The 18257-nt window shown below is 66.8% G+C and carries 19 protein-coding genes; 8 read left to right on the top strand and 11 right to left on the bottom strand.

The annotated features are described in order from the left end of the window. Nucleotides 1–11: 11 nt before the first annotated feature. Together HNR13_RS21085 and HNR13_RS21090 are read right to left on the bottom strand one after the other, a co-directional pair. The gene (locus HNR13_RS21085) at nt 12–899 is read right to left on the bottom strand and encodes a polysaccharide deacetylase family protein (protein ID WP_179608901.1); all 888 of its coding nucleotides are present in this window, start codon (nt 897–899) and stop codon (nt 12–14) included. Nucleotides 900–917: 18 nt separating this feature from the next. Next, on the bottom strand, nt 918–2207 hold the full coding sequence (locus tag HNR13_RS21090; protein WP_179608903.1) for a DegT/DnrJ/EryC1/StrS family aminotransferase: 1290 nt from the start codon (nt 2205–2207) through the stop codon (nt 918–920). Between the two features lie 210 nt (nt 2208–2417). On the opposite strand from HNR13_RS21090, the gene HNR13_RS21095 reads away from it, so the two are divergent. The 5 genes from HNR13_RS21095 to HNR13_RS21115 all read left to right on the top strand — a co-directional run bounded on the left by HNR13_RS21095 (nt 2418) and on the right by HNR13_RS21115 (nt 7850). Beyond that, complete coding sequence (locus HNR13_RS21095; protein ID WP_179608904.1) at nt 2418–3419, top strand: LacI family DNA-binding transcriptional regulator; 1002 nt, start codon at nt 2418–2420, stop codon at nt 3417–3419. 355 nt (nt 3420–3774) lie between these two features. Next, nucleotides 3775–5127, top strand: coding sequence for an extracellular solute-binding protein (locus tag HNR13_RS21100; protein WP_179608906.1), 1353 nt, complete (start codon nt 3775–3777; stop codon nt 5125–5127). Between the two features lie 27 nt (nt 5128–5154). Continuing rightward, on the top strand, nt 5155–6165 hold the full coding sequence (locus tag HNR13_RS21105; RefSeq protein ID WP_218881288.1) for a carbohydrate ABC transporter permease: 1011 nt from the start codon (nt 5155–5157) through the stop codon (nt 6163–6165). Next, the gene (locus HNR13_RS21110) at nt 6162–6995 is read left to right on the top strand and encodes a carbohydrate ABC transporter permease (RefSeq protein WP_179608907.1); all 834 of its coding nucleotides are present in this window, start codon (nt 6162–6164) and stop codon (nt 6993–6995) included. The genes HNR13_RS21105 and HNR13_RS21110 overlap by 4 nt, the downstream gene beginning before the upstream one ends. Nucleotides 6996–7046: 51 nt before the next feature. Continuing rightward, nucleotides 7047–7850 (top strand): sugar phosphate isomerase/epimerase family protein, encoded by an 804-nt coding sequence (locus tag HNR13_RS21115; RefSeq protein ID WP_179608909.1) that lies wholly within the window; start codon nt 7047–7049, stop codon nt 7848–7850. A gap of 33 nt (nt 7851–7883) precedes the next feature. On the opposite strand, the gene HNR13_RS21120 is transcribed toward HNR13_RS21115, so the two are convergent. Continuing rightward, entirely contained in the window at nt 7884–8099 is a 216-nt protein-coding gene (locus HNR13_RS21120) for a hypothetical protein (RefSeq protein ID WP_179608910.1), read from the bottom strand. A 293-nt stretch (nt 8100–8392) separates the two neighbouring features. On the opposite strand from HNR13_RS21120, the gene HNR13_RS21125 reads away from it, so the two are divergent. Then, nucleotides 8393–10012, top strand: coding sequence for a hypothetical protein (locus HNR13_RS21125; protein WP_218881289.1), 1620 nt, complete (start codon nt 8393–8395; stop codon nt 10010–10012). 426 nt (nt 10013–10438) lie between these two features. Here the strand turns inward: HNR13_RS21125 and HNR13_RS21130 are convergent, their stop codons facing one another. Then, the gene (locus HNR13_RS21130) at nt 10439–10708 is read right to left on the bottom strand and encodes a hypothetical protein (RefSeq protein ID WP_179608914.1); all 270 of its coding nucleotides are present in this window, start codon (nt 10706–10708) and stop codon (nt 10439–10441) included. Then, on the bottom strand, nt 10705–10950 hold the full coding sequence (locus HNR13_RS21135; RefSeq protein ID WP_179608915.1) for a hypothetical protein: 246 nt from the start codon (nt 10948–10950) through the stop codon (nt 10705–10707). Before HNR13_RS21135 ends, HNR13_RS21130 begins: the two co-directional genes overlap by 4 nt. A gap of 166 nt (nt 10951–11116) precedes the next feature. Here HNR13_RS21135 and HNR13_RS21140 point away from each other — a divergent pair, with 166 nt between their 5' ends. Further along, nucleotides 11117–11329, top strand: a complete 213-nt coding sequence (locus tag HNR13_RS21140; protein ID WP_179608916.1) for a hypothetical protein — start codon at nt 11117–11119, stop codon at nt 11327–11329. Between the two features lie 365 nt (nt 11330–11694). Here HNR13_RS21140 and HNR13_RS21145 read toward each other — a convergent pair whose 3' ends face one another. Both HNR13_RS21145 and HNR13_RS21150 read right to left on the bottom strand, forming a co-directional pair. Continuing rightward, nucleotides 11695–13401 carry a DUF5979 domain-containing protein gene (locus tag HNR13_RS21145; RefSeq protein WP_179608917.1) on the bottom strand — a complete coding sequence of 569 codons (1707 nt, stop codon included), beginning with the start codon at nt 13399–13401 and terminating at the stop codon, nt 11695–11697. 322 nt (nt 13402–13723) lie between these two features. Then, complete coding sequence (locus HNR13_RS21150; protein WP_179608918.1) at nt 13724–14515, bottom strand: SDR family NAD(P)-dependent oxidoreductase; 792 nt, start codon at nt 14513–14515, stop codon at nt 13724–13726. Nucleotides 14516–14597: 82 nt separating this feature from the next. On the opposite strand from HNR13_RS21150, the gene HNR13_RS21155 reads away from it, so the two are divergent. Continuing rightward, nucleotides 14598–15098: a MarR family winged helix-turn-helix transcriptional regulator gene (locus HNR13_RS21155; protein WP_179608919.1), complete on the top strand. Its 501-nt coding sequence runs from the start codon at nt 14598–14600 to the stop codon at nt 15096–15098. 566 nt (nt 15099–15664) lie between these two features. Here the strand turns inward: HNR13_RS21155 and HNR13_RS21160 are convergent. From HNR13_RS21160 to HNR13_RS21175, 4 genes are all read right to left on the bottom strand, one after another. Further along, entirely contained in the window at nt 15665–16114 is a 450-nt protein-coding gene (locus HNR13_RS21160; protein ID WP_179608920.1) for a radical SAM family protein, read from the bottom strand. Further along, nucleotides 16111–16296 carry a 50S ribosomal protein L32 gene (gene rpmF, locus HNR13_RS22150; RefSeq protein ID WP_179608922.1) on the bottom strand — a complete coding sequence of 62 codons (186 nt, stop codon included), beginning with the start codon at nt 16294–16296 and terminating at the stop codon, nt 16111–16113. Before rpmF ends, HNR13_RS21160 begins: the two co-directional genes overlap by 4 nt. 523 nt (nt 16297–16819) lie before the next feature. Continuing rightward, on the bottom strand, nt 16820–17152 hold the full coding sequence (locus HNR13_RS21170) for an EthD domain-containing protein (RefSeq protein ID WP_179608923.1): 333 nt from the start codon (nt 17150–17152) through the stop codon (nt 16820–16822). A gap of 130 nt (nt 17153–17282) precedes the next feature. Next, the gene (locus HNR13_RS21175) at nt 17283–18209 is read right to left on the bottom strand and encodes an alpha/beta hydrolase (RefSeq protein ID WP_179608925.1); all 927 of its coding nucleotides are present in this window, start codon (nt 18207–18209) and stop codon (nt 17283–17285) included. Nucleotides 18210–18257 lie beyond the last annotated feature (48 nt).

Below are 18257 nucleotides of genomic sequence, written 5' to 3' on the forward strand. Positions count from 1 at the left end.
AGCCGGGTCCCTCACAGCTGGGCCCTGACGTGCCGCGCGAGCGCTCCGTGCGTACCCACCCAGACGTCGTCGAAGCGTCGAATGTGCGCGAGGAGCTCGTCCACGATCCACAGTCGCGAACGGTGGCCGATCACGTGCGGGTGCAGGGTGAGCTGGAAGAGCCCGCGCTGCTCTCTCGCCCGGTCGAACTCGTCGGTCCAGATGCGGAGGACCTCCCGCGGCGAAATCTGAGGCCGGAGACCGGAGAACCGATCCATCGTCAGATACGGTGCATCGTCGCGGATCCACTCCACGGGTATCTCGACGACTCCCGTCCGTTCGCCCCGCTCGAGCAGTTCGTACGGCTCCGTGTCCGCCATGAGCGAGGAGTCGTACTCGAAACCGTGCTCACGGATGATGCTCAGCGTGTGCGGCGAGAAGTCCCACGACGGTGTCCGGATCCCGGTCGGGCGGAATCCGAGTTGTTCCTCGAACACGCGGGCACTGCGTTCGACGAGTTCGGACTCGTCTTCCGCGGAGAGCAGTGTGTTGCGCTCGTGGATCCAGCCATGCAGCCCCACCTCGTGCCCGCGAGCGACGTAGGAGGGCGCTTCGTCGGGCCGGAGCGATGCACACACGGCCGGCATGAAGAACGTGGCGGGCACGCCGTGCCGATCGAGGAGGTCCAGCACGCGCGGCACGGCCACCCGCGCCCCGAACTCCCCCTGGGCCATCCGCCCAGGCGATGTCTCGCCGTCGCGGAGCGCCAGCGTCTCATGGTCGGAGTCGAAGGAGAGCAGGACGGCCACGTCGGCCTGATCCGGCCACCGGGACGCGCCGGGCGCGGCGAGTTCCCGCCCGGCGCGCACGTGCTCGACGTGACCGCGCCACTGCTCCTCCGGCCACTGCCATGGTTCCATCAGCTGCGGGTGCCTTTCTCAGCCGAGCAGAGCGGCGAGGACCTTGTTGACGCCGTGACCGATCTGCGCAATCTGGGCGGGCGTGTAGTCGGGGCTGACGTCGATGTGGATCGCGCGCTCCAGGAGCTCGTTGGTGCGAGGGCAGCTGGACGGGTCGAGCCGCGTGATGTCGGGAGCCGCGTCCCACGGCGTGCGCGAGGACCAGCTGCGGCCCTGGATCATCGGGTCCCAGTGGTAGGCGACGTGGTAGTCGGTGATGGCCGGGTTGAACAGGCGGGTGGCGGGGACGCCTTCGGACTGGAGGGCGGTCACCACCTGTCCGGTGCGCGCCGAGTCGGGCAGGAATCCGATCAGAGCGATACCGGCGTCGCCGGCCGGGTCCCACTGGTGACGCCAGGTCACCCCCGCGGCCGTGGCGATCTCAGCGACCTGAGCTCGGAGGGCGGCGTGGTTGCGACGGGCGTCCGCGAGGATGTCGTCGAGCTTCTCGAGCTGGGCGCCCGCGACCGCGCCCTGGAGCTCGGACATGCGGCCGGTGGTACCGACGAAGGTGCCCGTCTCCTTGAGGGAGGCGCGCAGGCTGCCTGCGACGTCGTGGAACATCAGGGCCCGCTCGTAGAGGGAGCGTGAATTCGTCGTGACCAGTCCGCCCTCGCCGCTGGTGAGGATCTTGTTGAACTGGAGGCTGAAGATACCGATGTCGCCGATGGTCCCGAGCCGGCGCCCGTGGAAGCTGGCCCCGCACGCCTGGGCGGTGTCCTCCAGGATTCGCAGATCGTGCCGGCGAGCGAGCTCCAACAGGCCGTCCATGTCGGAGGCGCCGCCCCGCATGTGGACGGTGAGGATGACTTTCGTCCGGTCGGTGATCCGGTTCGCCACATCGGCGACGTCCAGAGTCAGGCTCTCGTCCACCTCGGCGATCACGGGAACACCGCCCACGAACAGGACCGCAGCGGCGCTGGCGATCCATGTGTAGGCGGGCACGATCACCTCGTCGCCCGGCCCGACGCCCAGCGCGGCCAGGCTCGACGCCAGCGCGATGCTGCCGCTGGACACGGCGAGGACGTGCGCCACGCCGAACTTCTCGGCGACGGCCGCCTCCAGCTCCTCCACCTTGGACGGGGCCTCACCCGGGCCGTAGTAGCGGAACAGTCGCTTGGAGCGCAGCACATCGAGCACCGCGGCCTCCTCCTCGGCGCCGATACGCATCCCACCGGGATACATCGGCGGGAGCGCCTCCGAGACGGCACGAGCGCCGCCGTTCACAGCCAGGGAGGCGTCCGTCAGAACAACATCGAAAACCGTCATTGGTCCGTTTCCTTCGTTTATCAGAAAATGCGGGAATCTGTGGGCGAGGCGCGGGCGGGGGCAGGGCACAGCCGGCGTCGATGGCGCTTCGCAAGCGGAACAGAACCGGTTCTGTGAACCGGTTCTGTAGAATGTAATGCGACCCGATCCCGGAGTCAAGCTCGCCGATCGCCGCGTTCGTTCTACTCTCGAGAGCAGAAAGGGAGGCCCATGTCGAACAGACCGACCATTTCCGACCTCGCCGCCGAACTGGGGCTGTCGAAGTCGGCCGTCTCCAACGCCTTGCGCGGCGTCCCCCTCGTGAGCGCCGAGACAACCGCCCGCGTCCAGGAGTACGCACGCGAGCGTGGCTGGCGCCCGAACGCGGCCGCTCGCGCGCTCTCGCTCTCGCGCAGCGACAACATCGGCATCGTGCTCGTCCAGGTCGACTCCCTGCTGGGCACCGAGTCCTTCTACATGAGCGCCATCGCCGGCATCGAGCGGGTCCTGAGTCCGCAGGGCAAGAACCTCCTGCTGCGGACGATCGACTCCCCCGACGACGAGCGGAGCATCTACGAGTCATGGATCACGGAGGGCCGCGTGGACGGGGTGATCCTCTTCGACCGCCTGGTCGATGACGCCCGACCACGCCTGCTGGACGAGCGACAGCTTCCCTACGCCTTCTTCGGCGATGCCGACGACGCCTCCTCGGCGGAGCTCGTCATCGAAGAGACGCGCACGATCGCCACCCACCTGGCCGCCCTCGGGCATCGTTCGCTCCTGTTCCTCGGAGGGCCGGCAGAGCTGGCCCACGAGGAGGAGCGATCCGCGCACCTGACAAGCATCTCCGCCGAGAACGGGATGGCGAGCCGGATCATCCGCGGCGGCTACTCGATCGCCGACGGCCGGAACGGCGCGCGAGAGGGAATCGCAGCCGGCGACGTCACTGCGGTAATCGCGTCCAGCGACCTGCTCGCCCTCGGCGCCGCCACGGAGCTCGCCGCATCCGGCCGCGACGATGTCGCCATCGTGAGCTGGGACGACTCGCTGCTCTGCCGATACTCACCGGTTCCACTGACGGCCCTCGACCGCCGCCATGCGGAGTCCGGGGAGATCGCCGCCCGCCAGCTCGTGAACGCGGCCTACTCCACCGGACTCCATCCGGTCCCGCACCGGCCGAGCGAGCTCCTCATCCGCGAATCCAGCAGGCCGCACCTCTCTCGGGTTCCGTAGCACCTGTGCATCCAGTCGGCGCATAGCCTCCTGTCAGAGCTTCTCCAGAGCAGTCGGATACCGTTGATCGACGCAGTCCAGAAACGCTCTGCAGCCTGCGCACTCCGGCCATCATCGTTCGCTGGCCGCGTCGTGCGGCATCCGGCGTAGGCGGACCGCTCTCTCCCCACATTCTCCGAACACTCGCTGTTGACGCATACGCGAATGCGACTTATCTTTTACAGAACCGATTCACAGAACCGGTTCTGTGGCAAGAGCCCATACGCGAACGCGATCGGACTTGTCGGACTCGGCGCCGATGCAACGCAGCATCGCCCAGGACGGTCGAGCAGCTAGAACCCGAAAGGAAAGCACAATGAAGTACAACCTCTCGTCCTCGGGCAGGCGAAGGCTGCGCGCGAGCGCGGTCATCGCCTCCCTCGCCATCGCTGGTGTCGCCCTCGCCGGCTGTTCGGCGAGCGGAAACGCCACCCAAGCGGCCCCGGCGGCGCCGAGCAAGCTCAGCGGAACGGTCTCGCTGTGGCACTACTGGACCGACCGTGAGGCCAAGGCCGTCCAGTCCCTCGTCGACGACTTCGAGAAGGCGAACCCCGGCGTCAAGGTCGTGGTCCACCCGGCCCAGGACGACGGGAAGCTGACCCAGGTCATCGCCTCGGGCTCGAACACCGTCGACGTCGCGTGGCTCGCCACGCCGCTTCAGCTCGGCACGCTCTGCCCGAGCGGAGGCTTCAAGGACCTCGGACCGTACCTCACGCGCGACAAGGTGAGCCTCTCGCAGTTCTCGGCCGTGCCGCGGGCGAACTCCTCCTACAAGGGCGTGCAGTGCAGCCTGCCCTCGGTGGCCGACTCCTACGGCCTCTACTACAACAGCGCCCTGGCCGCCGCGGCCGGCATCACGTCGCCGCCGAAGACCCTGAGCGAGCTCGAGTCCGACGCGCTCAAGATGACCACCTACAACCCGGACGGCAGCATCAAGACCCTCGGCTTCAACCCGTTGATGGGCTTCTACCAGAACAAGCCGGAGGCCTACGCTCCGATCGCCGGCGCGACCTGGGGGACCTCGACGAAGAGCGAGCTGGACACGAAGAACTGGGCCGACCTGATGAGCTGGCAGAAGGCCTTCGTCGACAAGATCGGCTACGCCAAGCTCAAGGCGTTCACGTCCGGCCTCGGGGACGAGTTCTCGGCGAACAACGCGTTCCAGACCGGCCAGGTCGGCATGATGATGGACGGGGAGTGGCGTGTCGCCTTCATCCGCGACCAAACCCCGAACCTGCAGTACCAGACGGCGCCGTTCCCGGTGCTCGACGGGCACTCCGACCTCTACGGCGGCGGCTACAGCGTGGCGAACGTCCTGGGCATCGCCAAGAACTCGCAGCACACGGAACTGGCCTGGGCGCTGCTCAAGTACCTCACGACGAACGATGCCGGGCTGGTGAAGCTCGCCAACTCGGTCGCGAACATCCCGCCGACCACCGCTGCGATCCACGGAACCTACAGCCTCCCGTCGCAGTTCAACACGTTCCTCACGATCGCCGGCAACCGGAACGTCGGGACTCCGCCGAACACGGCGATCGGGCACGGCCCGCAGGACACGCTGCTCACTGCGTGGCAGGCCTACCAGTCGGGTGGCGCCGCCGACCCGAGCAAGGTGCTCAAGGACGCCGACACCTCGATCAACGGCTCCCTCGGGCTGAGCGCCGGCTGACGCACCGGCTCCACCAAGGAAAGACTGATGGTCAATCTCACAGTCGCCCCGCCGCGGGCATCACGATCCGAGCAGCCCGCTCCGCTCGTGGTGCCCCCGCGGCGGCGGGCACGTCGCCCGCGACGGCTCGCTCCGGTCGTGATGCTCGCCCCCGCGGTACTCGGACTGGTCGTGTTCTTCGCCTACCCGCTGATCGCCGACGTGGTGCTCTCGTTCACGAACTTCAACCAGCTCGGAGCCCCGTCCTTCATCGGATTCCGCAACTACGTCTTCATGTTCACGCAGGACCCGCGGCTGATCACCGCGACGATGAACACGCTGTGGTTCGTCGTCATCCTGGTGCCGTGCCGCATGATCGGGGCCCTGCTGACGGCACTGCTGGTGAGCAAGGCGCGCCGGGCGGTCGGCCTGTTCCGCACGATCCTCTACATGCCGGCCCTGCTTCCTCCGGTCGCCGCCGTCATCGCGTTCGTCTTCCTCTTCAACCCGGGGACCGGCCCCGTCAACGCACTGCTGCGCTCGGTCGGGATCCAGGGCCCGCTGTGGTTCAACGACCCGTCCTGGTCGAAGCCCTCCCTCGTCCTCATGGGGCTGTGGATGGCCGGCGACATGATGATCATCTTCCTGGCGGCGCTGCTGGATTCGCCGGTGGACCAGCACGAGGCCGCGTCCCTCGACGGGGCCAACGCCGTCCAGCGCTTCTGGTACATCACGATGCCTTCGCTCTCGCCGGTGATCCTGTTCGCCGCGGTCACCGGCGGCATCGCCGCGCTGCAGTACTTCACGGAGGCGGCCATCGCCTCGTCCGTCGCCAGTGGCCGCTCAGGAGTGGGCATCACGTTGTCCCAGGTGCTCGGCTACCCGAACGACTCGCTGCTGACGTTCTCGCAGTGGCTCTACACCCGAGGGTTCGGAGAGTTCCAGCTCGGCTACGCGTCGGCGCTGGCCGTGGCGATGCTCGTCGTGACGTCGCTGCTTCTCCTGCTGGTCGCGCGCCAGATCCGTTCCTTCATCAACCCGACAAAGGAGTCCAGATGAGCGCCACCCGGACGCGGGTCCTGCACTGGATCGCCACCCATTCGCTGCTGATCGCCCTGTGCGTGATCGTTCTCTTCCCCATCGGGTTCGTCTTCCTCACCTCGGTGATGAGTCCGAGCCAGACGCTGACCGCGAGCTTCTGGCCCAACCCGTGGACGTGGAACAACTACATCCAGGTGTTCACCACGTCCCCGGTCTGGCTCTGGGCCGGCAACTCGTTCATCTACGCGGCCGGCGCGACCGTGTTCATGCTGCTCTCGTCGGTGCCCGCCGCGTACGTGCTGGCGAAGGTCCGGTTCCGCGGCAGCGGGCTCGTCTTCATGCTCTTCATCGTCGCGATGGTCCTGCCTCCGCAGATCACGGTCGTCCCGGTGTATCTGATGTGGGCGAAGATGGGCTTCACCGGCTCGCTGCTCCCCCTCGTGCTCCCGAACCTGCTCGGTGACGCGTTCTCGATCTTCCTCCTTCGGCAGTTCTTCCTGACCATCCCGAACGACTATCTGGAGGCCGCGCGGCTGGACGGCTGCGGCGACTGGCGGGCGCTCCTTCGCGTCATCGTCCCGATGGCGAGACCGGGGATCGCCGCCGCCGCGCTCTTCGTCTTCGTGCGCGCCTGGAACGACTACTTCGGGCCGTTGCTCTACACCTCGGAGAATCAGTCCGCCTGGACGCTCTCCTTCGGTCTCGGCACGTTCAAGGGAACGCACGGGACGGACTGGGGCGCCACGATGGCGCTCACCATCGTGGCGACGCTGCCCATCGTGATCGTGTTCTTCCTCGCCCAGCGCACCTTCGTCCAGGGCGTGACGATGACCGGCGTCAAGGGATAGTGCACGCCGAGAAGCACGCGCGCCCCCTTTATTTCTGAAGTCAGGAGACCCATGCCCACCACGTCTGTACAGATGTACTCCCTGCGCCACAGCGCCGACGTCGACCTCGAACGCACCGTCGCCCGCGCCCGCGAGATCGGCTACGAGAACATCGAGCCGTACGGATTCGTCGAGAACGTCGAAACCTACGAGCGCGCCCTTTCCGCGAGCGGTGTGCGGGCGCCTTCGGGCCACGCCCCCGTCATCGACTCCGCGGATCCGAGCGCCGCCTTCGACGCCGCCAAGCGGCTCGGGATGCAGATCGTGATCGACCCGTTCGTGCCCGAACATCGCTGGCGCACCGCTGACGACGCCAAGAGACTCGCGGACCGCGTCAACGAGTTGGCCGTGCTCGCGCACGCCCACGAACTCACGTTCGGGTACCACAACCACCAGTGGGAGTTCGCGAACACGGTGGACGGGCGACCGGTCTTCGAGCTCTTCGTCGACGGCCTCGCGCCGGAGGTCGTCCTCGAGGTCGACACGTTCTGGGTCACCGTCGGGGGCGCCGACGCCCCGGCGTTGCTCAGAGCTCACGAAGACCGGGTGGTCGCGATCCATGTCAAGGACGGCAGAGTCGCCCCTGACATCCTCGCCGGCCTGTCCTCCGAGGACCCCCGGCATGCCGCCGAAACGCTCGAGTTCGTCTTCCAGCACCAGACCCCGGCAGGACAGGGCGACCTCGACGTGAAGGCGATCCTCGCCGCGGCGCCGCGGGCTCTCCGTGTCGTCGAATTCGACACCTACCGCGGCGACGTCTTCGAGGGCATCGCTCAGTCTTTGTCCTGGCTCGGTCGGAACGACCTCGACGGGTGAACTTCCGCGCCCGGGGCCGGAGAACCAGCGAGCTCAGGCGTATCGGTTGCGGAACTCGATGTCCCCGAGCGCACTGAGAGCCTCGGCGAGGCTCCGGAAGGTGCCGAGCTGGCGGTCCGCCCAGTCCCATAGCAGGTAGCCGGAGGCCGTGCGCCACACCTGGCCGGCCACCAGCAGGCTTTCTCGCCGTTGTACGTCCCAGCGTCCGTCGCCTGCTTGGATGATCTCGAACTCGTCGTTGTACGACATACTCACCTCCATGTGGGCGTGTCCCGGGAACGGTACGCGCGAATGGTTACCAATGGACCACCGTTCGACGACATCCGGGGTTCGATCGGCCGCGATCCTCCTGCGTCGGCGGCGCCGCTCGGGCCTGCCGGCGGGGGCCTCGCGCGTTTCATAGCCAGTTCATCGGAATTGTTCACCCGCGTGCCACTTTCGGAGGGTGCTGCGTTCAGTGCGCGCCCCGAGTGTGTGTTCGTCCGGGGCGCGGTTCCCTGTGAGCTCTCCGGCGTCGATCAGGTCTTATCGAAGGAGAAATGATGTCGTCGAAATCTCGTGGGCTGCGTCGCGGCCTCGTCGCTGTCGGCCTGGCCGGCGTCGCCGCGCTCGCGGTCGCTGCTCCCGCGTTGGCGCAGCCGACCGACGGTCACGGTGAGCACGGTAACGATGAGCACAGCGTGCACCTCACCAAGGGCGATCTGCTGGTCAGCACCAGCCGGTGGACGGTCAACCCGAACGTCGTCGCCGGCCAGACGGTGCTCCCCACCGGCGTCACCGCGGTCGCGGGAGGCGGCTACCCGGGCATCCTGAACAACGACAAGATCGACGGGTCGTTCGGCGTCACCACGCCGATCAGCCTGAGCGAGCTCGACCCGAGGACGGGTTCCGTGCTGCAGTCGTTCGAGGTGCCCTCCAGCGAGGCGGTCACGAGCTTCTCCTCGAAGTCGGAGCTCGCGCTCAACCAGTCGACCCGTGGCGACACGGTGACCTTCATGGGCTACGCCTCGACACCGGGCCAGCTCGACGTGTCCAACTCGAACACCCCCGGTGTGATCGACCCGACCAACCCGAACCCGAACGCCACCTACCGGGTGGTGATCTCGCTCGGCGTCGACGGCAAGTTCACGTATACCGAGACCAACGCGTACAGCGGCAACAACGGTCGCGCGGCCATCCTGAACGACTCGAAGGGCGCGAAGAGCATCTACACCGCCGGCAACGCCGGCAATGGCGCGAACCCGCAGCCGAAGGGTGTCGTCCTGGGCGCCGGCGCGCAGATCCTCACCCCGTCGAAGCTTCCCGAGGCGGCGCAGACTCCCGCTCAGCCCACTCCGGTCGGCTCTTTCAGCATCACCCAGCTCGGCCGCCCGGCCGACAAGGTCGGCAAGGACGACAACTTCCGTGGCCTGACGGTCTCGAACAACGTGCTCTACTTCACCAAGGGCTCGGGCTCGAACGGCGTGAACACCGTGTACTTCCTGGACACCACCGGAACCGCCTGCCCGTCCGGCGTGGGTGTGCCCGCCGCCGGCGCGCAGCTGCCCAGCGCCGGCCTGACCGCCGACGCGCAGACCGGCCTGCTGCCGAACAACATGTGCATCCTCGCCGGGTTCCCCACGACGAGCGCGAAGACCGACACCACCTTCTTCCCGTTCGGTCTGTGGTTCGCGAACAAGGACACCCTGTACGTCGCGCAGGAGGGTGACGGCAGCGACAGCTACAACGCTGCAACCGGCACCTGGACCGCAGCCGCGAGCTCGACCACGGCCGGCCTGCAGAAGTACTCGTTCGACACCGCCACCCAGTCCTGGAAGCTCGACTACACGCTGCAGAACGGCCTGAACCTCGGCACGTCCTACACCGTGGCCGGCTACCCGACCGGAACCAACTCGTACACCGGGCTGCCGTGGGCGCCGGCCGTCGACGGCCTGCGCAACATCAACGGCCGGGTCGACGACGACGGCACCGTCACCATCTGGGCCGCGACCTCCACCGTCTCGGGCAGCGGCGACCAGGGCGGCGACCCGAACGCGCTCGTCACAATCACCGACCGCGTCCGGGCGACCACCCCGGCCGCCGACGAGAAGTTCCACACCGTGATCGCCCCCGCCAACGGCACCGTCGTTCGCGGCGTCTCGTTCACCCCCGGGACGAAGTAGGCGGTCGCTGAACGCGCGGACGCGCCCGGGCAGCCTCACCCGGAACGGGTGGGGGCGGTGCCCGGCCGCGTTCGTGCGGGTGTTGATGAATGCTTCGGTCTTATTCTTCACCCGAGGGTCGAGTAGCTGCCCGACGCGTCGCACGAGGGAGTTCCTCTCTCTCCATTCCTTGGGGAGCTGGTTCGGACGCCGGCGCTCGAAGTGCAACGATCGCTTTTCGTTTGTTACGTTCGCGCTTGATAGCCGGGACTGTGAACAGGAGGAAAGCCAGCGAACCGCTGAGTGCGCAGAGGGGAAGAACGAGATCGACCCACGCATGAGGCAAATACACGGTGGCGGACGCCATCATCAGCGTCACGAGCACTAACACGACGCGTATGACGTCGCGGACGCTGCGCCGCCTATGCGGAACATCCCGGGAAGCATTCATTCGCTGAGCCAGGAGTCAATCACAGCATCGTCGACGGACGGCTGAAATCCCTGGGGAAACCCAGTAGCTCCGACGCGAAAGACATCGATAAAGAATCCGGCGTCTTCACTAAATCCCGGAAGCTTCTTTGCTTGCTCTAACGCCTGTTGCGCCTTCTCCTCGGACGAGAAATAGCCAATCGTCATCCCGTCGGAATACTCCCAGTTTCCCGGGGTCGTGCGGGAATCGACATATCGCAGGTGGAATACGACTTTGGGCTGGCTCACGATGACACCCGCACGAAGCCTTCGGTCCACTGAACTTCATCCAGCTCGTACCGGCTTATCGTCAATCCGTTGGCTCCCTCGAAATTGAGGGTGTCGGCGAATCCCGGGAGAGAACGCACCTGTTGTAGCGCTGCTTCAGCTTCCCGCTCTGTGGCGTACACCCCGATGATTCGCACGGGGTCGAAATACCAGCCGCCCTCCCGCTCAATCTGGTACTCATGCGCGAGTTCCCACACATCCATTCCTTCTTTGCTCCGATCTCGTCCGAACTAGCAACAAGAGGTTTCTCACGGCGACGCTCTGCTCGCGGACATCGCCTCAGTGAGTACGGCGATCGTGCGCTTCGCTGTGCGGCGCGAGAGAGGCACACCAGAGAACTCCCTCTCACTACCGTCGTTGCGGATCACAATGAGAACTCGAATCGGCGGAAATGCAGCCGTGCGGGTGATCATGCCGGAATACGCCTCCTCTTGGATGCTGCTCACGGTCGCGAAGTCGATCTCCGTTGTTTGGAACCAGCTATGGAAGCGCACGCTTGTTTTCCGCACCGAGATCCCCATGAAGAACGATCGGAGAATCATCGCACCGCTGACGGCGGCACAAGTCCATCGCGCAACCTGATTGAGGCCAATTTCGTTTCCTCCAAGCGGAGGCAGCGCTATTGCGAGAAGGAGCACCGCTCCCCAGGTTGAAAGGGACAACACAATCGCGGTCAAACGCGTTCGCGGAAGACGGTGTATGCGTGATGTCAAATCGGGCATCGCTAGAAGATTCTGTCAGACACGCGCGTGGAGGCAGCATACGAGAGCCCTCCGCGTGCAGGCGCGTGGGTCGAAGTCGGCGGTTTCGCGTAGGACTTCGAAACGCCGGTCGAGACTGCGTTGGCAACCGCTGAGCGCGCCACAAGAGTGCGCTTCAGAGATGAACGAGTCAACTTGTACGGAACGGGTGGGCGTAGTGCCCGGGCGCGTTCGTGCGTGCCGGCGCTATCCCGCTGCACGCTTCCGTCGCAGCAGCAGGATCCCGGCACCCAGAACCACGGCGCCGACGCCCACAGCGACCAGCGGAAGGATCACGACGGCGCTTCCCGAGTCGGCAAGTTCCGTGGTCGACCCGCCGCCCGCACCTGCGGCGGCGGCGTTCACGGCCTGGCAGCTCAGCGCCGCGCCGGGTGCAGGTGTCACGTTCGCGCCCCCGCCCGCACAGCTCAGGCTCACCTGCGTGAACCCGGGAACCGCCGCCTCGGTGACCGTGTAGGTGCGCCCCGGTACCAGCCCCGCGAACGTGACGGTGGGCGCAGCAGCCGTGGCACGTTGGGTCGCCGGTCCCTGCGACGGTGCGGGCTGCAGTGTGAAGTCGAAGCCCCAATCGGCCGGTGCGCTTGCGCCGCTGACGGTCTTCGTGACGCTCAACGTCGCATCGGCCAGGTTCGTGACGCGACACGCTGCAGTCGTCCCGAGCGACGGATGAACGGTGTTCCTCCCGCCGGGGCACACGACCGGGCCGGCCGCAAAGCCAGGCGATGCGGCCTCGGAAACGGTGTACGTCTGGGCGGGGTCCAGATCGGACCACGTGACCGTCGGGTCGGCGGACGTCGCGGTCAGGGTGGCTGGCCCGGAGAGGGGCGCCGGGTCGAGGGTGAAGTCGAAGGCCCACCCCTGCGCGGTCGCCGGCTGGACCGACTTCGTCACCGACACCTGCGCCGCCAGGTTGTCCACCGCCTGCACGCACCACTTGTTGGATGCGCGTCCGAACTCCGGGATCGTGCTGCCGTCGATGTCGGGCGTCGCGGCCGGGGTGCCGTAGCCGGGATAGTAGGTGCATTTCTCGGTCGCGGTCGGATCCTGATAGTCCGCGACGTGTGGGACGCCGACGGCCGTGCCCGGCTGCCAGCCGGGTGGTAGCCCTGTCTCGTCGACCACGTACGTGCCGCCCTTGGGGATCCAAAGGCCGTCGGAATCCGTGGTGAACGGCAGGCCCGCATTCGTGTACACGCATTTCAGCGTGGGGCTGAATGCCGCGGGTACCACGAAGGACGCACCATACGGCATTCCCGCGGGATAGCCGGCGAGGGGGACGATCTGCTGGTAGCGGCATTGAGCGACGCCGGAGTTGACCACCGTCGGTTCCTGCGGATTCTCCAGCATCCGCATCGATAGCTGGAATGCCTGGAAGTCGAGGTCGGCCGGCGGCGTGAGCGAGCCGTTCCACGTCTTGGACAGGAAGAGGTGGTGGCTGCACCGCTGGGTCGTGTCACCCATCGTGATCGTGGCCGTCTTGCCGCCGAGGGACCACGTCGCCGACTGGCCCCACGTCACCCTGACCGTCACGTCGGCGTCGGGCCACCATTGGGTGCGCCCCGTCCGGGAGATGTACTGCGGCGGCCAGACCGGATCCCGCAGCGTCCCGTCCGCGTGGCGAGCAGGCTTGGTGAAGGTCGTGGGGAGAGGACCCGAGACCACGGTCCCGGAGGTGACCTGGTTCTGCGGACCTTGCGGGATGGTGAGCTCGCCGTCGGGGCCCTGCGACTCCCAACCGAACAGCGCATTCCAGGTCGTCCCCGGCCCGGTCCCGCCGGAGACGGGGAGGACGCACTCTGCGATCGGGTTCACGCCGGTCACAGCGAAGGCCGGCTGCGCCACCCAGAGGCCGGGGACCACCGCCGCGACCAGTCCCGCCGCCACCGCCAGCACGAGCGCGAGCGGTCGCGACCTGCGTGCTCTTTGCCTCTGCGTCCCTCTCACGGCGTCCCCAATCCCCCGCCTGCACGAGACAGTGTCGACCTCCCGTTCGAGGGGCGTCAACCCGTTCGCGAGACTCCGGTCGCAGAAGGGTGCTCTCGTGGGGCGGCGAAACGGGACGAATTCGTCCGGGCACAGCCGCACTCGCGAGCGCGGCGATCGAGCCGACGACCGTTCACGATCCGCGCCATACAGCAGTCAGTGCGGAGAGCGTGGGATTGATGCGGCCGGCGCTCAGAGGGCCGAGTCGGCGAGCGGGTGGAGTCGATGGGGACTACAGAAGCCCCGTGAGCACTCCGCCGTCGGCGCGGACGGCGGCGCCGTTGGTCGCGGAGGCGAGCGGGCTCGCGAGGTAGGCGACCAGCGAAGCCAGTTCCGTCGGCTCGAGGAATCGCTCGAGCAGGGTGGTGCGGTTCTGCCCAATGATCGCGGCCTTCACCGCGTCGACCGGCGCGGACTGCGCGGCCGCGATCGACTCCACCGTCGCGGTGACGCCGTCCGAGTAGGTCGGGCCGCCGAGCACCGTGTTCACCGTGACCGCCGTGCCCCGCGTGAGCTTGGCGAGCCCGTTGCCGGGGGCGATCATCGCCGCCTTCGTCACGCCGTAGTGGATCATGTCGGCCGGCACGTTCACGCCGGACTCGCTGCTGACGAAGACGATGCGTCCGCAGCCGCGCTCGAGCATGCCGGGCAGCAGGTGCCGCGAGAGCCGGACGCCGCTCATCAGGTTGACCTCCAGGTAGCGCGCCCACTCGTCGTCGGCGATGTCGCCGAATGGCGCCAGGTCGAACAGCCCGACGTTGTTGACGAGGATGTCGACGGCGCTCAGGCTGCCGAGCAGCGCGTCCACCTGGGCGGGGTCGCCGAAGTCGGCGGCCAGCCCGGAGTGCTCAGCGCCGGGGTACGCGGCCCGGAGCGCGGCGACCGCCGCCGCGACGGACTCCTCCCGGCGGCCGTTCACGACGACGCGCACGCCCTCCGCGGCGAGCGCCGAGGCCACCGCGTACCCGATCCCCTGTGTCGAACCGCTGACGAACGCCGTCTTCCCACGTAGTTGCAGATCCATCTCGTCTCCTTCGATTCACTTGCTCAGGAAAGTGAGAGTAGCGCGATGTCACTTTCCCGAGCAAGTCAATTAGGCTCACAGCATGACGACCTCCGACGAGCTCCCCGGCCTGAGCCCTGCCCACCTCCAGGCCTGGGCAGCCATCGCCACCGTGCTTGAGCGGCTGCCCGCCGCGCTCGACGCCCAGCTGCTGCGCGACAGCGGGGTAACCCACTACGAGCACGGCCTGCTGTACGCGCTCGCCACCGCATCCGACCGCACGCTGCGGCTGAGCACGCTCGCCGACTACGCGAACAGCACGCTCTCCCGGCTCTCGCGGGCGATCTCCCGTCTGGAGAAGAAGGGCTGGGTGCGCAGGGAGGTCGACGCCACCGACGGCCGCTTCACCCTGGCGATCCTCACGCCGGAGGGCCACGAGCAGGTCGTGCGAGCCAACCCGGCGCACCACGCCCTCGTCGAACAACTCGTCTTCGAGCCGCTCACCGAGGCACAGGTGCGCCAGCTGGCTGCGATCTGCGGGCGAATCGCGACCGCGATCGATCCGGCGGCGCCGGTGTGGGGGCCGCCGGATCTGACCGGCTGAGGCCTGGAATGAGGTTGGTGCTCGCCACGATATTCGTGTGGTCGGGGGGCTGAGGTAGCGGGCGTGGAGTTGCCCACACGCGGCGTCGATGCTTGCTCCGAGCTGGCGACGCCGCGTCGCATGAACTCCCTGAGCTTCGAGACCTGATGCGAATTCGTGCACCTGGCTGCTGCTTGGCGCCGCGTAGCGTAGGTCGGCACCGAGGGCCTCGTTGTAACGGATAACGCTCACGTGGAACAAGTCAGGACGGGAGCGACTGTGGACGAGATGCGCGAGCGCGTCGAGGTGTTCAGCACTGTCGTTGGCGCCGGCGATAAGAAGATAGGCGAGGTAGATCTTCCGCCGGCTCGCCACAGCGTGACTGTCGAGAATCTCGAGATTCTCCTGTAACGGATACCGCTCCTCCATGGGGATGATCTGCGCGCGTTGCTCGGGGAATGGCGAATGTACGCAGAGCGTGAGCGTCAACTGAGGGTGCTCTTCAACCAGTCGGGCGAGGTTTGGAGCGAAGCCGACAGTGGACACGGTGATCCGTCGAGGCGAGTATCCTGCGTAGTCGGCTGAAGTCAGCTATGGGTCCATTGCGGGTGCATGACCTGGGCGGCGATCTCGTCGGCGGTGAGGTTGCGAATGAGCCCCACTGCCCCAGTCGCGCAGAAGGTGCAGCCCAGACCGCATCCGGCTTGGGAGGATACGCACATTGAATCCCACCCTGACCTGTAATGCGACACGACCGTTTCGATCCGTGCGCCAGACTCTGATGTAAAGAGTACTTTCTCCAGGTGGTCGTCGCGCTGCACCTCGACGGGGGTCAGCGGATGCAGGCTAGAACCGAACATTTCCGACAGCTCAGCGCGAAGCGTGGCAGGCAGTGCGTGCACTTGATCGAAGGTCTCCGCGGTCGAGTTCTGCCAGGCGGCGATCAACTGCTTGAACCGGAATGCGGGTTGCCCTGAGTCGGCCAGGTGCTCGCGAATGCGCATCCATCCACTGCGGGCGGTCAGAGCGGTGTTCATGTGTCACCGCCCGCAGTGGGAAGGATCTGGCGCCCGCGATAGTAGCCGCAGTGCTGGCATACACGATGAGCAGGGGTCTGCTTGCCGCAGGCCGGATTCGTGCATTTGGTGAGGGCAGTGGCCTTTGCCGTCCAGTGGGCGCGACGATGTTGAGTCCGGGCGCGAGATTTGCGGTGCTGCATTGGGATGGCCTTTCGCGAAGAAGATTGCGGATCAGTGAGACTGAACGGCACAACCGACACCGGCCTTATGCGGAGAGCACGGAACGGCCCGATTCGCAGCGAAGACGACAGCGCACAAATGGCCCCTGGTCAGGCTCGTTGCCCGTCGAGGAGGAGGCCACGCCACAGGTTCCCTGTGGGTTCGGCTCATCGCGACCAGTGTCGGAAGGATCGCGAACATGCCGATGCGAGGCTTCGGCCGCGCTGAGCGGCGAAGGTTTCCCGACGCCTCACTGTGAGAGATCAACGCAGGAAGAGGTCAGTCACCCGGGCTTGTGATGTGCCCGCGAATGGTGAGCGCCACCGGCAGTTCGGTGGCTAGATTCTGTCGACCTCGATATCCATAGGTACTACTCTACACAGTCTTATCCGGGATACGAGTTTCTGGTGCGCCTGCTAAATCGAGCTGTTTGAGTTCCGAGGTTCGAAATCACGCTGAGTCGGGTCCGGTGCAGGACGCCTCGATAGCTCGAGGGCTTCGCAGTCATCCGATGCCGTGCTCTTCGACGATCCATGAGCGAGTCTGAGATCGGTCGAGGAATCGCGCCTCGTCTTCAGCCACCCCCGACCCTTCGGCGAGGACCAGCGCCAGCCAGGAGCGGTAGGCGGTTTCGTCGGGGAACTTCATGTGCGTCATCACATCGAAGCCGGCTGAGAACCGACGCTCGTCGACTGGAGGCAGGTAGTTGCGAACGTAGTAGTCGGGCGCAGGCGCTTTGCTGAGGATCAGGGGGACGTGGTGGTTCTCGTAGTAGTCGATGAACTCATCCCGCCCGAGTCCTTCGCGGGCCTTGAGAAGGGCGATAGTGGTGATCATAAGACGCTCCAGAGTTACGTTCGACTGCGCAGCACGGTCTGTCCGGCGGTTTTGAGCCGCCCGGATCCATCATCGTAGCTCGATGGTGCGCCGTGCCCGTCCCGACAATTTGGTCGCCGCTCCGGCCGGCTCACACACCGACCGCGAGCGTCCTGCGGTAGAAGTCCGCAAGCTGCTCAACCACGGTGGCCACGTAGGGGTCGCGGTCGTACAGGTCGACGTGGCTGGCGCCGTCGACCCAGAGCAGCTCCTTCGGGCCGACCGCGCGCTGGTAGGCGTCGATCCCCATCCATGCGGTCACAGCGCGGGAGCCGATGGCCATGAACAAGGGGCGGTCGCCGATCAGCGGGACCTGCGTGAAAGCGTCGAACGTGGCCAGCTTGTCCACGCTGGCCCAGTCGAACGTGCGCGCGGCGCGATCGTGGGCGGCACGCGGGGTGCAGTAGTAGTCGAAGCCCTCTGCGCCGTGTTCGCCTCCTGCGGCGCGCGCCTGCTCGACGGTCTCGGGGAACAGCGGGATGCCGGCGACGTCCTCACCGGCCGCTTGGGCGGTGCGTGCCGCAGCGGCGGCATCCAGCATGCCCTGGAACACTGCAGGGTCTTGGGCGCCGTCCGCGCCGTACCGGAACTGCCGCGAGACATCAGCGGGCGAGACGGTCGCCAGCGACCGGATCCGATGGTCGCTCGCGGTCGCCATGAGCGAGTAGCCGCCCGAGGCGCAAATGCCGAGCAGACCGATGCGCTGCGAATCGACGAGCTCGAGGGTCGTCAGGTAGGAGACTGCCGCCTTCATGTCCTCGATTCGCTGGGCGGGGTCCTCGAGTCCCCGAGGAGTGCCGCCGCTCGCGCCCTGGTATGCGGCGTCGTAGGCAAGCGTCACGAAGCCCTCCGCCGCCAGTCGCGACGCGTAGAGACCAGAGGCCTGCTCCTTCACGCCGGAGCCGGGGTGACCGACGACCAGGGCGGGGAAGCCGGAGGACGCTGCATCCGGCACGTAGAGATGGGCGGCGATGGAGATCCCGGCGCTGTCGAAGGTGACGTCGTTGCGTGTGGTCATGATGATTCCGTTCCTAAGGATTCCGGCGGCGGCTACCGCCAGGTGAGT

The sequence above is a fragment of the Leifsonia shinshuensis genome, from assembly GCF_013410375.1.
Classification (GTDB): domain Bacteria; phylum Actinomycetota; class Actinomycetes; order Actinomycetales; family Microbacteriaceae; genus Leifsonia; species Leifsonia shinshuensis.